14 protein-coding genes are annotated in these 13,463 nt (G+C 73.3%); 9 read left to right on the top strand and 5 right to left on the bottom strand.

All coding sequences use genetic code 11. The features are described from left to right. The first annotated feature begins 150 nt into the window (after positions 1-150). From nhaA to K4S16_RS40175, 4 genes are all read left to right on the top strand, one after another. Positions 151-1,374 (top strand): Na+/H+ antiporter NhaA, encoded by a 1,224-nt coding sequence (nhaA, locus tag K4S16_RS40190; protein ID WP_149264363.1) that lies wholly within the window; start codon positions 151-153, stop codon positions 1,372-1,374. Between the two features lie 8 nt (positions 1,375-1,382). Continuing rightward, a complete protein-coding gene (locus tag K4S16_RS40185; RefSeq protein ID WP_149264362.1) occupies positions 1,383-1,814 on the top strand; it encodes a phage holin family protein in 432 nt (143 codons plus the stop codon). 8 nt (positions 1,815-1,822) lie between these two features. Next, entirely contained in the window at positions 1,823-2,746 is a 924-nt protein-coding gene (locus K4S16_RS40180; RefSeq protein ID WP_149264361.1) for an alpha/beta fold hydrolase, read from the top strand. A gap of 115 nt (positions 2,747-2,861) precedes the next feature. Continuing rightward, entirely contained in the window at positions 2,862-3,236 is a 375-nt protein-coding gene (locus K4S16_RS40175) for a DUF309 domain-containing protein (protein ID WP_235037385.1), read from the top strand. On the opposite strand, the gene K4S16_RS40170 is transcribed toward K4S16_RS40175, so the two are convergent. The 3 genes from K4S16_RS40170 to nth form a co-directional block, all read right to left on the bottom strand. Next, the gene (locus tag K4S16_RS40170) at positions 3,233-4,429 is read right to left on the bottom strand and encodes a MarP family serine protease (RefSeq protein WP_200842388.1); all 1,197 of its coding nucleotides are present in this window, start codon (positions 4,427-4,429) and stop codon (positions 3,233-3,235) included. The two genes, K4S16_RS40175 and K4S16_RS40170, sit on opposite strands and share 4 nt — an antisense overlap. A gap of 188 nt (positions 4,430-4,617) precedes the next feature. Then, complete coding sequence (locus K4S16_RS40165; RefSeq protein ID WP_149264359.1) at positions 4,618-5,277, bottom strand: CoA pyrophosphatase; 660 nt, start codon at positions 5,275-5,277, stop codon at positions 4,618-4,620. Positions 5,278-5,338: 61 nt separating this feature from the next. Continuing rightward, entirely contained in the window at positions 5,339-6,079 is a 741-nt protein-coding gene (gene nth / locus K4S16_RS40160) for an endonuclease III (protein WP_149264358.1), read from the bottom strand. Positions 6,080-6,198: 119 nt separating this feature from the next. Between nth and K4S16_RS40155 the strand changes: the two genes are divergently transcribed. Further along, a complete protein-coding gene (locus K4S16_RS40155; protein ID WP_149264357.1) occupies positions 6,199-7,452 on the top strand; it encodes a CdaR family transcriptional regulator in 1,254 nt (417 codons plus the stop codon). Positions 7,453-7,463: 11 nt separating this feature from the next. Here K4S16_RS40155 and K4S16_RS40150 read toward each other — a convergent pair whose 3' ends face one another. Further along, positions 7,464-8,888 carry a sigma-70 family RNA polymerase sigma factor gene (locus tag K4S16_RS40150; protein WP_160161195.1) on the bottom strand — a complete coding sequence of 475 codons (1,425 nt, stop codon included), beginning with the start codon at positions 8,886-8,888 and terminating at the stop codon, positions 7,464-7,466. A gap of 163 nt (positions 8,889-9,051) precedes the next feature. Between K4S16_RS40150 and K4S16_RS40145 the strand changes: the two genes are divergently transcribed. Genes K4S16_RS40145 through K4S16_RS40135 form a run of 3 tightly spaced genes read left to right on the top strand, consistent with a single transcriptional unit; the run spans position 9,052 to position 11,913 of the window. Beyond that, positions 9,052-9,933, top strand: coding sequence for an SDR family NAD(P)-dependent oxidoreductase (locus K4S16_RS40145; protein WP_235037384.1), 882 nt, complete (start codon positions 9,052-9,054; stop codon positions 9,931-9,933). Beyond that, the gene (locus tag K4S16_RS40140; RefSeq protein WP_149264355.1) at positions 9,930-10,487 is read left to right on the top strand and encodes a carboxymuconolactone decarboxylase family protein; all 558 of its coding nucleotides are present in this window, start codon (positions 9,930-9,932) and stop codon (positions 10,485-10,487) included. Before K4S16_RS40145 ends, K4S16_RS40140 begins: the two co-directional genes overlap by 4 nt. A 37-nt stretch (positions 10,488-10,524) precedes the next feature. Then, positions 10,525-11,913 carry an alpha/beta hydrolase family protein gene (locus K4S16_RS40135; RefSeq protein ID WP_149264354.1) on the top strand — a complete coding sequence of 463 codons (1,389 nt, stop codon included), beginning with the start codon at positions 10,525-10,527 and terminating at the stop codon, positions 11,911-11,913. On the opposite strand, the gene K4S16_RS40130 is transcribed toward K4S16_RS40135, so the two are convergent. Beyond that, positions 11,864-12,541 carry a TetR/AcrR family transcriptional regulator gene (locus K4S16_RS40130; RefSeq protein WP_149264353.1) on the bottom strand — a complete coding sequence of 226 codons (678 nt, stop codon included), beginning with the start codon at positions 12,539-12,541 and terminating at the stop codon, positions 11,864-11,866. The two genes, K4S16_RS40135 and K4S16_RS40130, sit on opposite strands and share 50 nt — an antisense overlap. A 227-nt stretch (positions 12,542-12,768) precedes the next feature. Between K4S16_RS40130 and K4S16_RS40125 the strand changes: the two genes are divergently transcribed. Beyond that, on the top strand, positions 12,769-13,455 hold the full coding sequence (locus K4S16_RS40125) for a Crp/Fnr family transcriptional regulator (RefSeq protein WP_067483689.1): 687 nt from the start codon (positions 12,769-12,771) through the stop codon (positions 13,453-13,455). The last annotated feature ends 8 nt before the right edge of the window (positions 13,456-13,463 follow it).

Below are 13,463 nucleotides of genomic sequence, written 5' to 3'. Positions count from 1 at the left end.
CCAGGCCGCCTCACCAAGCGGACCAGGTAAAATATCCCCAGGTGCGCCGGGAAGTCTGGTCGGCAGGGGACGTCCCGTGATGACGCGGGCCGTGGCCTTGTCCAGACCGCCCGCAACATCCCCAGGGGTTTCTTTATGGCGCGCCCGCCCGTGAAGCGCCGCGTTGCAGCAACGTGGCCGTTCCGTCCGACCGTCTACTACGGCACCCAGGTCGCCAGTGCGCTCCGCACCGAGACGATCGGCGGCGTGGTGATGCTGCTCGCGGCGGTCGCCGCGCTGGTGTGGGCCAACACTCCCTGGGCCGACGCCTACAAGAGCCTCCAGACGTTCGAGATCAGTCCGCACTGGCTGCACATCGGCCACATGGACGTGCAGCACTGGGCGTCCAGCGGGCTGCTGGCGGTCTTCTTCTTCATCGCCGGGCTGGAGCTGCGCGAGGAGCTGACCCACGGCGAGCTGCGCAATCCGCGGGACGCGGCGCTGCCGATGATCGCCGCGGCGGCCGGGGTCGCGGTACCGGCGCTGATCTTCCTCGCGGTGAGCGCGGGCGAGCCGGGCGCGTTCGACGGATGGGCCGTGCCGACGGCGACGGACATCGCGTTCGCCCTCGCCGTGCTCGCCGTGACGTTCACCTCGTGTCCGGCGCCGCTGCGCGCGTTCCTGCTCACGCTGGCGGTGGTGGACGACCTGATCGCCATCACCATCATCGCGCTCTTCTACACCCATGCCCTGCACTGGGTGCCGCTGCTTCTCGCCGTGGCGCTGATCGCCGGGTACGGCCTGCTCCAGTTCCGGGGCGTCCGTTCGCCCTGGGTGTACGTGCCTCTCGCCGTGCTGGCCTGGTACTGCCTCCAGCGGAGCGGGATCCACGCGACCGTCGCCGGCGTCGCGCTGGGAATGCTCACCAGCTCGAAGCGGTCGGCGGACGGACGGCCGACGAACGCCGAGCGCGCCGACCACGCCCTGCGCCCCTTCTCGGCGGGCGTGGCGGTGCCGGTGTTCGCCTTCGTGTCGGCCGGCGTCGGGCTCGGCGCGGCGCAACTGGGCGCGGTGTTCACCGACCGGGTGGCCCTCGGCGTGATCGCCGGGCTCGTGGTCGGTAAGTTCGTGGGCGTCTTCGGCGGGGCGTGGGCGGCGGTGCGGCTCGGCCTGGCGACGCTGGGGGAGGATCTGCACTGGAATGAGATCGCGGGTGTCGCGCTCCTGGCCGGGGTGGGTTTCACCGTTTCGCTGCTGATCGGCGGTTTGGCCTATACCGACCCGTCACAATTCGAGAGAGTGACGACTGCGGTCCTGATCGCGAGCGTTCTCGCCTCGGCGGCCGCGGCCGTCGTCTTCCGCAGAAGGGTGCGCGTGCGCGCGCGCCCGGACTAAGGAGAAAAATGTCCGAGGCAGTACCGGGCGAGCGCGTCGAGGACAAGTCCCTCGGCGAGCTGGTCGCGCTGGCGTCGAGCAGCGTCTCCGACCTGATCAGGGCCGAGATGGACCTGGCCAAGCTGGAGCTGAAGGCCGACGCCAAGAAGGCCGCGGTGAGCAGCGTGATGTTCACCGTCGCCGCGGTGATGATCGGGTTGATCGTCCTGCAGTTGTCGTTCGCCTTCGCCTACGGTCTGATCGCCATGGGCATCTGGCGCTGGGCAGCGTTCGGCATCGTGGCCGCCGCGTGCTTCGTCCTCGCCGTGATCCTGATCTTGATCGGAGTCCTCCGCATCCGCAAGATCGAGAAGGCGCAGCGGACCCGCAAGACGCTGAAGGACGACTTCAACGCGCTGCGCCGCCGCGGCGGCTCCGATGATCCCGAGCTGACGGCCTGACCGGCGCCGTGTCCGGGCACGAGTCGTCCCTGATCGAGGTCGAGGGGCCGTGGACGCACCGGCAGGTCAGCGCCGGCGGGACGCGCTTCCACGTCGCCGAGGCCGGCGAGGGGCCGCTCGTCCTGCTGCTGCACGGGTTCCCCGAGTTCTGGTGGTCGTGGCACCACCAGCTGGTCTCGCTTCCCGCCGCGGGCTACCGGGCCGCGGCCGTCGACCTGCGCGGCTACGGCGGCAGCGACAAGCCGCCGCGCGGGTACGACCTGGTCACGCTGGCCGGTGACGCCGCCGGGCTCGTCCGCGCGCTGGGCGAGGCGAACGCGACCGTCGTCGGGCACGACTGGGGCGGGCTGCTCGCCTGGACGATGGCCGTCTACCACCCGAAGATCGTCCAGCGGCTGGCGGTGGTGAGCGCCCCGCATCCGCTGCGGCTGCGGCAGGCCGTCGCCGGCGACCCGCGCGGGCAGGGCTGGGCGGCGCGCCACACGTTCGGCTTCCAGGTGCCGCTGTGGCCCGAACGGCGCCTGGTCCGCGACGACGCGGCGCTGGTCGGGAAGCTCCTGCACGACTGGTCAGGGCCGGGCTGGCCGGACGAGCGCACTGAGCGGCTAGTACGGAAGGCCGTGCAGATCCCTGGGGTCGCCCACAGCGCGCTGGAGTACTACCGCTGGCTCATCCGCTCCCAGGCCCGCCCGGATGGGATCCGCTACGCGCACCGTATGCGCACCTCCATCCACGCCCCCACGCTCCAGCTGCACGGCGCGCTCGACACCTGCACCCTCCCGGCCAGCGCGCAGGGCTCCGGACGCTACGTGCAGGGCCCCTACCGTTGGTCGCTCCTAGAGGACGCGGGGCACTTCCCTCACCAGGAACGTCCGCAGGCGTTCGACGCGCAACTCCTCGACTGGCTGGCCGACCCGGGGGCCGATCGCTGACCCCGCGTACCGTAGAGGGATGCGGGATCGGGACGAGTCGGGACGCCCACGCAACGCACGCCCACGCGACGCCTACGGCCGTCCACTGCCACACGGCGCCACCGGCATACCCACGATGCCGGACGACATCGACATGCCCCCGCAGGAGGCCCTGGCGGAGGCCCAGCGCCTCCTGGACGCCGATCGCCCCTTCCACGCCCACGAAGTACTGGAAGCGGTCTGGAAGGCCGCCTCAGAGCCCGAACGGGAGCTGTGGCGGGGCCTCGCCCAGGTCGCCGTGGGGATAACCCATCTCCGCCGCGGCAACGCACGCGGCGCCGAAGCCCTCCTGAGCCGCGCCGCCGACCGGATCGTCCCGTACCAGGACGCCCCTCCGTACGGCATCGACGTCCGGGGGATCGTCCAGCGGGCACGGGGTCTGGCCAAGGAGCCCCAAGACGGCCCCATCGCCCTACGCCTCACGAGCCCCGATACAGAGCAGCGCGGCTAGTCAGAGCAGCTCTGCGTGGACACCGGCGTCGTGGCGGTGGCGCCCGCGCGGGCGTCGGGCGCGACCTCCGCCGCGGTGAGCGCGTAGCCGGTGGACGGCGTGTCCAGCGCCGCGGCGAAGATGACGCCGTAGACGCGGCCGTCGGTGGACAGCAGCGGCCCGCCCGAGTTGCCCGGCTCGACCTTGCCGCGGATGGCGTAGATCTCGCGGCTGACCTGGCCGGAGTGGTAGATGTCGGGCCCGCGCGCCGTCTGCCGGGCGCGGATCCGCGCCGCCTCGGGCCGGAACGGCTGGTTCTTCGGGAACCCGGCGATGATCGCGCTGTCCCGGACGCGTGCCTCCTTGGCGAACTCCAGCACCGGCGCCCGCAGCCCCGGCACGTACAGGACGGCGATGTCGCGCTTCGGGTCGTACAGCACGACCCGCCCGCGGCTGGTGTCGCCGTCCTTCGTCGCGACCACCGAGGAGCCGCGCGCGCCCGCGACGACGTGCGCGTTGGTCATGATGTGCTGGGGCGCGAACACGAACCCGGTGCCCTCGATGCGGCGCTGGCACTGCGGCGCCGTGCTGACCACCTTCACGATGCTCTTCTTCGCGGCCTGGAGGCCCCGCGTGTTGAGGACGGACTCGTCCGGCGGCGGCACCTGCACCACCGACTCGCCGCCGAGTCCGTTGAAGACCTGCGGGAACTCGCTGCTCTTCACGAACCCCTGGAACGAGGTGAACCACGTCTGCGCCTGCGAGGGCATCACGTCGTTGATGCCCTTGATGATCGAGGAGCCCTTGACCTGCGTCCGGACGGGCTGGAACTCGGAGTTGGCGACCAGGCTGCCGAAGAACCAGGCGACGATCAGCAGCGACAGCGCGCTCACGAACGTGCCGCCGACGGCGTCGGCGGTGCGGGCGTTCATCCCGGTCACCCGGTTGCGCAGCACGGCGCCGAGGGACGAGGCGACGAGCTGCCCGAGCGTGGCGGCCAGGAACGCGACCACGATGGCGAGCAGCGCCTGCTGCGCGGCGCCGTCCACGGCGGCCTCGGCGATCGGCGGCGCGATCAGGACCCCGATGACCCCGCCGCCGACGAAGCCGACGAAGCTCAGCAGGCTCACGATGAAGCCCTGCCGGTAGCCCGAGACTCCGAACAGCACGACGAGCACGAGCAGGATCAGATCGAGAACGTGGTCGTCCAGCACCGCTTCACCGTATAGGGCCGCGCCGCCGGTTCACGTCCCCTCGATGGACCAGTTTGGAGCGCGCCGGATAGCCGCGGGGGGTGACACGCGGCCGTCACCGTGCCCCTGCGCACCGCGAACGGGCATCTGACCTGCGGCCGAACCGGCGCCGGGCGGGCGGGGCGATTTCGTGGGAAACGACGAGGCGCTCACTCGCGCGCGGCGAGGTCCAGAACCTCCCGCGGAAGATCTTCGACTCTGGAGGTGTCCCAGGGCCTGTTCCAGCCGCCCGCGTCCAGCACCCGGGTCAGCAGCGCGGCCGTGAAGCCCCAGACGAGCATGTCGCGGACGTGGAACGCCGGGCCGTCCGTGAGCCCGGACGGGTGCCGGACCATCACCCGGTTCCCGGGGTCGACCAGCTCGCTGATCGGGACCCGCGCGACCATCGCGACCTCCCCGGGATGGCCGGGCGCGACCTCCGACGGCTCGCGCCACCAGCCGGCGACGGGCGTGACCCGGTGCCGGCTGTGCGACAGGTAGAGCTCGGGCAGCGTGCACAGCACGTCCACGCCGGACGGTTCGACGCCGGTCTCCTCCCACGCCTCCCGCAGCGCCGCGGCGACCGGGCCGTCGTCCTCGGGGTCGATGCGGCCGCCGGGGAAGGCGGGCTGCCCCGCGTGCTTGTTGAGGGTGGCGGCGCGCTCGGTGAGCAGGACGTCCGGGCCGCTCGGCCCTTCGCCGAACAGGATGAGGACGGCGGCGGCGCGGGCGGTGGGGACGGGCCGGAACACGGGCGGCACCGGAAGCCTCGGCGCCTCGGCGCAGAAGCGGTCGAGCCAGGCGGGCCGGCCGGGGGCGGTGTCGGTCACGATCGTCCCAACCCCGCGGCGGCCGCGTTCCTTCCCGGCGCGGGCGGCGGAACGGGCTCGGTCACGAGAACGGTCCGGGCTTGACGAGCTTGCGCGCCGTCTCCTCGTCCGTCGGCCCCTCGCCGAAGGAGGGGCACAGCCGCGCCAGCGGGCACGCTCCGCAGGCGGGGCGGCGCGCGTGGCAGATCCGGCGGCCGTGCCAGATCAGCCGGTGGGACAGCATGGTCCAGTCCTTGCGCGGGATCAGGGTGCCGATCTCCTCTTCGACCTTCACGGGGTCGTCCTCGGTCGTCCAGCCGAAGCGCCGGGCCAGCCGGCCGAAGTGGGTGTCGACGGTGATGCCGGGGACGTCGAACGCGTTCCCCAGGACGACGTTGGCCGTCTTGCGCCCGACGCCGGGCAGCTTGACGAGGTCTTCGAGGCGCCCGGGGACCTCGCCGCCGAACTGGTCGCGCAGCGCGGCCGACAGCCCCATGACCGACTTGGTCTTGGCGCGGAAGAAGCCGGTGGGCTTCAGGATCGCCTCGACGTCCTCGGGGTCGGCGGCGGCCAGGTCCTCCGGGGTGGGGTACTTGGCGAACAGCGCCGGGGTGGTCAGGTTCACCCGCATGTCGGTGGTCTGCGCCGACAGCACGGTGGCGACCAGGAGCTGGAAGGGGGTGCCGAAGTTCAGCTCGCAGTGCGCGTCCGGATAGGTCTCGGCCAGGATCCGGTTCATCCGGCGCGCCCGGCGCACCAGCCCCAGCCGCGTCTCGTCCTTCCATTTACGGGCCCGCGCCTTCGGGGTCGCCTCCGTCGCCATACCGGCCAGCCTAGAGCCTCGCGCCCCGGTTCCGGCCGAGGGAAAGTCGCGCCGAACCCCGTAATGGGCAAGGGGGCGCGCCGTCTCCAACGGGCACGACGTCCCCCGAAGGAGATCTCATGTCCGACCTCAGCCAGGTGGTCCGCCTTCCGGTGCGCCGGATCGAGCTCGACCTGTCGTTCGAGGGCGCCGCCCGGATCGCGGGTGATCTTCGCGAGCACGTTCCGGACATCGCCGCGGAGGCGGTGTGCCGGATCGAGCGGCGGCTGCCGGAATTCTTCCGGCCGCACGATCCCCGCTACTCCAAGGCGACGCAGCGGTGCGTGGAGCGCGCCGTCGACCACTTCCTGGAGCTGATGGCCGACCCCGCCGCCCCGTCGGCGGAGGTGGCGGAGTTCTGGCGGCAGGTCGGGGTCGGCGAGGCCAGCGAGGGGCGGACGCTGGACTCCTGGCAGGCGGCGACGCGGATCGGGACGGGCCTGGCCGTCGAGCGGCTCGCCGATCGCGCGGAGCGGGTCGGCCACCGGATGAGCCCGGCGACCGTCGCGGCCATCGCCAACGCGGCGCTCGACTACGTGAACCAGGTGGCGGCGATCGTCGCGGAGGGCCACGCGGACGCCGCCGCGCGGGCCGCGGGCGCCCGCCAGGAGCACCGCCGGCACCTGCTCGACCTGCTGCTGAACGGGGCCTCCTCCGCGGAGCTGAAGGAGGCCGCGCGCGAGGCGGACTGGGCGCCGCCGCGCACGCTGGCGGTCGTCGCCCTCCGCGAGAACGGCCCGGACGCGCGGCATCCGGCGCTGCCCCCGGACGTCCTGCCTGGCCTGCACCTGGGGGAGCCGTGCCTGGTCGTCCCCGACCCGGAGGGCCCCGGCCGCACCCGGATGCTGGAGCGGCAGCTGCACGGCTGGACGGCCGCGATCGGCCCGGCGGTCGGGGTCGACGAGGTCGGCACGTCCCTGCGGCTGGCGCGCGAGACCCTGGAGCTGGCCTGCCAGGGCCTGATCAGCGGTTCCTCGCCCATCCCGGCCGAGCGGCACATGCCGATCCTGGTGATGATGCGGGAGCGGGCGCTCGTGGAGAAGGTGATCGCCCGGCGGCTGGCGCCGCTGCTGCGCGCCCGCCCTGCGCAGCGCTACCGGCTGGCCGAGACGCTGCTGGCCTGCCTGGAGCACGGGTTCAACGCCACGGAGGTGGCAGGCCACCTGCACCTGCATCCGCAGACCGTCCGGTACCGGCTACGGCAGCTCGACGACCTGTTCGGGGACGCCGTGGAGGCGGCGTCGGACCGGCTGGAGCTCCACATGGCCCTGCGCGCTTGGCTGGCCCTCGACCCCGAGCCGGCCGCAGCGCGCGACGACCTGGGCTACGGGTGACCCGGATGCGGTCAGCCGGCGGTCTCGACGGCCCAGCCCTGGGCCGCCATGCCCGCGTAGGAGGACGGTTTCAGCGTCACCGGTTTCAGGCCCGACCAGCTCGCCTGGAGGTAGTAGCCGTCGCCGTTGGCGAGGCGATAGACCGCGGGTGCGAACCGCACGAGCTTCCAGACCTGGTGCGCGCCCCCGCAGGGGGCCATGACCACCGAGTATTCGCTGCCGCCCTCCCAGGGCACGCCCGGGGCGGGCGCGCCGCGGGCCATGCATCCGCGGGTGGAGTTGCTCACCAGGGTGAAGCCGCCGGAGGTGTTCCTGCGCTTCCACCCGGTCGCAGGGTCGGAGCAGGGGCGCTGCACGACCGACGTGCCGCTGGGCGCCAGGCACGATTGCAGGGCCGTGTTCCGCACGTGGAAGGGTCCTGCGCCGGCCCCAGCACCGGCGCCGCCCGAGCCCCGGCCGCCGTCGGTGGACCGCTTGCCGACGGTGTAGTCGGGCCGGGGGACGCGATCCGGGGCCGAGCTCGACGGGACGGCCGTCGCGGGAGGCGGCGCGGCGTGCGGGCTCTCCCCCGGACCTCCGCCGACCACGGTGAACAGGATGATCGCGCTGCCCGTGGCGACGCCCCCGGCCACCGCGGCCGGAAGGGCCCAGCCGGGCAGGGACGCCGCCGGGGCCAGGGAACCGAGCGGGCCGAGCGACGCCGACGGAGCCCCCAGCAGGACGGCGCCGATCGGCAGGGCGCGCCGCAGCCGCCCGTTGAGGTCGGCCATCTCCCGGGACGCCCGCCTGCACTCCTCGCAGGACTCCAGGTGCTGCCGCAGGGCCCGGCTGCGGCGGCGGCCGGGACGGCGGACGCTCGCGGCGAGCTGGGCGGTGAACTCGGCGCATTCGGGACGCCCTCCGGAGCCGGCCGCGAGGAACGCCTGCCGGAGCCCCTCACGCGCGCGGAACGCGAGCTGGGAGACGGCGCCCTTCTCCATGCCGAGCAGCTCCGCGACCTGCCCGACGGGCTCGTCCTCGATGACCGTGTACCAGAGGACGGTCTGCCATCGTTCGGGCAGCGACCGGAAGGCGCGGACGAGCGCGTCCAGCTCGTCGAGGTCCGGCGGCTCGTCCTCGGGGGCCGACGCCCATTCGGCGACCTCGTCGGTCACGACGGTGCGGCGGGCGCCGCGGGCCCAGTCGACGGCCGTGTTCCGCACGACCGTGTAGAGGTAGGGACGGCAGGCCTCCCGGGGACCGCCGCCCTGGCGCATCGCCGCGAACGTGCGGGTGAACGCCTCACTCGTCAGGTCCTCCGCGAGGTGCTGGTCGCGGACCAGCCCGCGCGCGTACCGCAGGACCGCCGTGTGGTGCCGCCGGAAAAGCTCGTCCGACGCCGCCTCGTCACCCTCTCCGGCGGCCGCCAGGAGATCGGCGTCCGGCCGCGTTCCCACGCCCGCTACCACCGCGCCATCCAACCTAAGGCTCGCATCTCACCACAACCTTCAGAGGTCACTTGCTCACCACACGTGGAGACATTTACCTTTCGCGTGCATTACGGCATTGTGTAGGCAATCTTAAAAAGACATGACTGTTCCTCAGTGTTAGGGTCACCGCATGATGCTCGACTCCTCGCGCTGGACGGCGACCCTCGCCGGACGGCGCGTGCTGATCACCGGCGCCGCGCGGGGCATCGGCGCCGCGCTCGCCGCCCGCCTGCACGAACGCGGCGCGCGCGTGGCGCTCGCCGGCCTGGAGCCCGAGCTCCTCTCCGCCGTCGCCGCCGAGTGCGGGGAGGCCCCCTGGTGGACGTGCGACGTGACCGACCGCGGCACGGTCGAGGACGTCGTGAACAGCGCCGTCCAAGAACTGGGCGGCCTTGACGTGGTCGTCGCCAACGCGGGCGTGGCCGCGCAGATGCCGGTCATAGGCGGCGACCCGTCCGTCATGGAGCAGAGCCTGCGGGTGAACGTGCTGGGCGTCTACAACACGGTCCGCGCGGCCGGGCCTCACGTCAGCCACGAGCGCGGCTACGCCCTGGTCGTGTCGTCCCTGGCCGCGGCCGTCAACGCGCCTCTCCTCGGCGCCTACAGCGCGTCCAAGGCCGCCGTGGAGGCGCTGGGCAACACGCTGCGGGCCGAACTGCGTCCGTGGGGCGGGAAGGCCGGCGTGGCGTACTTCGCCGAACTGGACACCGACATGACGCGCCGGGGGTTCGGGACCGAGGCCGCGTCCGCCCTCATGGAGGCGACGCCGAAGAGCAGCATGGTCTTCGGCGTCGCGCCGCTGAAGGTCGGGATCGACGCGCTGGAACGCGGGATCGCCCGCCGGTCCAGGCGGATCGTCGCCCCCTGGTGGGTGGGCGGCGTCCTGCCGGTCCGGATGGCCGTGCAGCCGGTCGCCGACCGCGTCGTGCAGCGCGGGCTCCGCGACATCCTGGAGGTCGCGAGGCGCGAGCGGGTCGAGTTGACCACGCCGCAGCCGGAGCCCGAGCGGTGACGGCGCCCCGCGCCACTCCCGGCGGCCTCCGCGAGGTGGGAGTGGTCAACTGGCTCGCCTGCCGCGTCGCGGGCAGGGCCGCCGGGACCGGGCCGCCGAACCTGTTCCTGACCCTTGCGCGCCGCCGCGGGCTGTTCCGCGGCTGGCTGTGGTTCGCCGGACGGCTCATGCCCGGCGGCACCCTGCCGCGCCGGGACACCGAACTCGTGATCCTCCGCGTCGCCCACCTGCGCGACTGCCGCTACGAGTTCGACCACCACGTCCGGCTCGCGCGCCGCGCGGGCGTGCGCGAGCCGGACGTGGAACGCGTCCGGTCCGGCCCGGACGCCGACGGCTGGACGCCCCGCGAGCGGGCGGTCCTCGCCGCCGCCGACCGCCTCCACACCGAGCAGGACCTCGACGACGAGACCTGGACGCGGCTCCGCGCCCACCTCACCGAGGGCGAGTGCGTGGAGCTGACCATGCTGGCCGCCCACTACGAGATGCTCGCGACCGTGATCACCGCGCTGCGCGTCCAGCCCGACCGGCCCCGCCGCCCCGCCGGAGGCCGCTGACCGGAACGTCCGACCGGCACGTCCAGGAGGTCCCCCCATGCGCACCCGAGCCCTCGTGATCACACTGACCCTGGCGGCGACCTCCACCGGACTCGCCGTGCCCGCCCGCGCGGCCGGGCCGGCGGTCCGCTTCAGCGACTCCGGCGGCATCCACGTCGTGAGCGTGCGACGCATGGACGACCGCCAGTACGCGCTGCGCGTCAGCACGGCCGCGCTGGGCCGGGCCGTGGACGTCCGCGTCCTGCTGCCGACCGGCTACGACCGGCGACCCGACGCGCGCTTCCCCGTCCTCTACCTGTTCCACGGGACGGGCGGACGCGCCTCCGACTGGGTCGACCGCGGCGACGCCGAGAAGACGACCGCCGGACGGCCGCTGATCACCGTGATGCCGGACGCGGGCTTCGACGGCGACGGCGGCGGCTGGTTCACCGACTGGGCCGACCCGCGCACCGCACTCGGACCGTCAAAGTGGGAGACCTTCCACGTCGACCAGCTCATCCCCTGGATCGACCGCAACCTGCGCACCGTGCCCCGGCGAGAGGGCAGGGCCGTCGCGGGGCTGTCGCAGGGCGGGTTCGGCGCGATGAGCTACGCCGCCCGGCACCCCTCCCTGTTCGTGTCCGCCGCGTCCTTCTCGGGCGCGCCCGACATCGCCTACGACCCGGTCGTCTCCGTCGGCGCGGCCGGCGTCGTGTCCTACATCGCGGCCGTCGAGGACGGCGTGCACCCGGACGCGATCTTCGGCTCCCGGCTCGCCAACGCGGTCAACTGGCGCGGCCACGACCCGGCGACCCTCGCGCCGAACCTGCGCGGGATGCGGCTGGAACTCCGCACCGCCACCGGCGTCCCGGGGCCGTTCGACCCGCCCGTCCCGGACCCGGCCGCGATCGGCATCGAGGCCCTGACGCACGCCTCGACCGTCAGCTTCCACCGGCGGCTGGAGTCGCTGGAGATCCCGAGCCGCTACGACGACTACGTGCTCGGCACCCACACCTTCCCGTACTGGGCCCGCGACCTGCGGCGGCACATGGGCCCGCTGATGCGCACGTTCGCCGCCCCGCCGCGCCCGCCCGCGACGGTCTCCTACCGGTCGATCGACCCGACCTGGTCGCAGTGGGGCTGGACGGTCTCGCTCAGGCGGCCGAAGGCCCAGCAGTTCAGCGTGCTGGCGGACGCCTCCCCGAGCGGGTTCGCCCTGCGCGCCGCCGGGACCGCCACCGTCACGACGCCCGCGTCCTACCGTCCCGGCGCACGCCTCGTCATCGGCGTGACGCGGGGGAGGACGCACAAGACCATCACGACCAGCGCCGGGCCGTCCGGGCGGCTCACCTTCACGCTCCCGTCCGCGCGCGGCACCGCGACCACGCTGGTGCGGATCAGCCGTCCAACACGCCCGAGCGCAGCAGGAGCCGCACGTGCTCGATGACCGGACCCCTGATCGCGCGCAGCGCCTCCATGTCGCCCGCCGCCACGGCCGGGGTCACCATCGAGCTCACCGCCGCCACGATGACCTCGCACGCGAACCGGCCGGCGTCGCTCGTCACGCCCATGAGGTCGGCGAGGCTCCCCGCCAGGTCGCGCTGGATGCGCGTACGCCGCCGGACGGCCTCCGGACCGGCCGCATAGACCTCTACCAGGAAGAGCCGCGCGTACGCGGGTTCGGACGCCAGCGCCTCCAGGTAGGCGGTGAAGACGCGCTCGAACAGTTCGGCCACGTCGCCATCGCCCTGCGCCGCCCCCCGTTCGGCCGCGTCGCCCTCCTCCTCCTGCATCGCCGTCTCCAACCGGCGGAACAGCAGCACGCCCGCCTGGTCGAACGCGGTCATGAAGCAGTCGAGCTTGGAAGAGAACAGCGCATAGAAGCTCTGCCGGGACACCCTGGCCCGCTTCAGGACGTCTTCGACCGACGTCCCGACGAACCCCTTCTCCGCCATCGCCGCCGCCATGGCGCCGCACAACCGGTCGCGGTGCACCCGCTCGACCTCCGAGCGCGACAGCGCGTGACGGCCCCTGGGCAGGCGGCGCGGGGTGGGCCGGGGCTCGGACGACTGCATCGACTCAGGTTAAGGCACGGCCGCTACCCTGCCCGGGACATCCCATAACAGGTGATGAGACCGGTGTGACGGCATTCACCCGGTGGTCCGTACACTGGGCGAACGGGACCGCGGCCGCCCCGCGGGGCGGATCACCCCGGTCCCCGTTTCGGCGCGCCGTGACCCTGCCTTCACGTCCGCGGTGGGACGTGCGTCACACTAGGAGTAGGTGTTCGAGGAGGAATAGCGTGACCGATCGCGACGTGGACGTTCTGAGCAGAGCCCCGCTCTTCGAGGCGCTCGACGAGCAGGGCGCCAAGGCGCTGCGCGCCAACGTGACCGAGGTCCGCCTCGCCCGCGGGCAGACGCTGTTCAACGAGGGCGAGACCGGGGACCGGCTCTACGTCGTCCTCGAAGGCAAGATCAAGCTGACCAGGACGGCGCCGGACGGCCGGGAGAACCTGCTGAGCGTGCTCGGCCCGAGCGAGATGTTCGGCGAGCTGTCGCTGTTCGACCCGCGCCCCCGCACCGCGAGCGCCATCGCGGTCACCGAGTGCCGCCTCGCCGGCCTCGGCCACGACGACCTGCGCCCCTGGCTCACCGGCCACCCCGAGGTCGCCGTCCAGCTGCTCCGCGCGCTCGCGCAGCGGCTCCGCAAGACCAACGACGTGATGGCCGACCTCGTCTTCACCGACGTGCCCGGCCGCGTCGCCAAGGCGCTGCTCGACCTCGCCGAGCGGTTCGGCCAGCCGTCCGAGGCGGGCCTGCACGTCCACCACGACCTCACCCAGGAGGAGCTGGCGCAGCTCGTCGGCGCGTCCCGCGAGACGGTCAACAAGGCCCTCGCCGACTTCGCCCAGCGCAACTGGCTGCGCATCGAGGCCCGCGCCGTCGTGATCCTCGACATCGAGCGCCTGCGCAAGCGCTCCAAGTAGCGGACCGG

It is taken from the genome of Actinomadura sp. K4S16 (assembly GCF_008327685.1).
Classification (GTDB): Bacteria; Actinomycetota; Actinomycetes; order Streptosporangiales; family Streptosporangiaceae; genus Spirillospora.
The sequence above is the reverse complement of the archived record's forward strand: the minus strand, read 5'-3'. Positions and strand labels throughout refer to the sequence as shown.

Coding starts and splice junctions, on each gene's coding strand:
- K4S16_RS40130 (WP_149264353.1), bottom strand. CDS start 12,541: ATGCAGTCGTCCGAGCCCCGGCCCACCCCGCGCCGCCTGCCCAGGGGC.
- nth (WP_149264358.1), bottom strand. CDS start 6,079: ATGGCGACGGAGGCGACCCCGAAGGCGCGGGCCCGTAAATGGAAGGAC.
- K4S16_RS40185 (WP_149264362.1), top strand. CDS start 1,383: ATGTCCGAGGCAGTACCGGGCGAGCGCGTCGAGGACAAGTCCCTCGGC.
- K4S16_RS40155 (WP_149264357.1), top strand. CDS start 6,199: ATGTCCGACCTCAGCCAGGTGGTCCGCCTTCCGGTGCGCCGGATCGAG.
- K4S16_RS40145 (WP_235037384.1), top strand. CDS start 9,052: ATGATGCTCGACTCCTCGCGCTGGACGGCGACCCTCGCCGGACGGCGC.
- K4S16_RS40135 (WP_149264354.1), top strand. CDS start 10,525: ATGCGCACCCGAGCCCTCGTGATCACACTGACCCTGGCGGCGACCTCC.
- K4S16_RS40175 (WP_235037385.1), top strand. CDS start 2,862: ATGCCGGACGACATCGACATGCCCCCGCAGGAGGCCCTGGCGGAGGCC.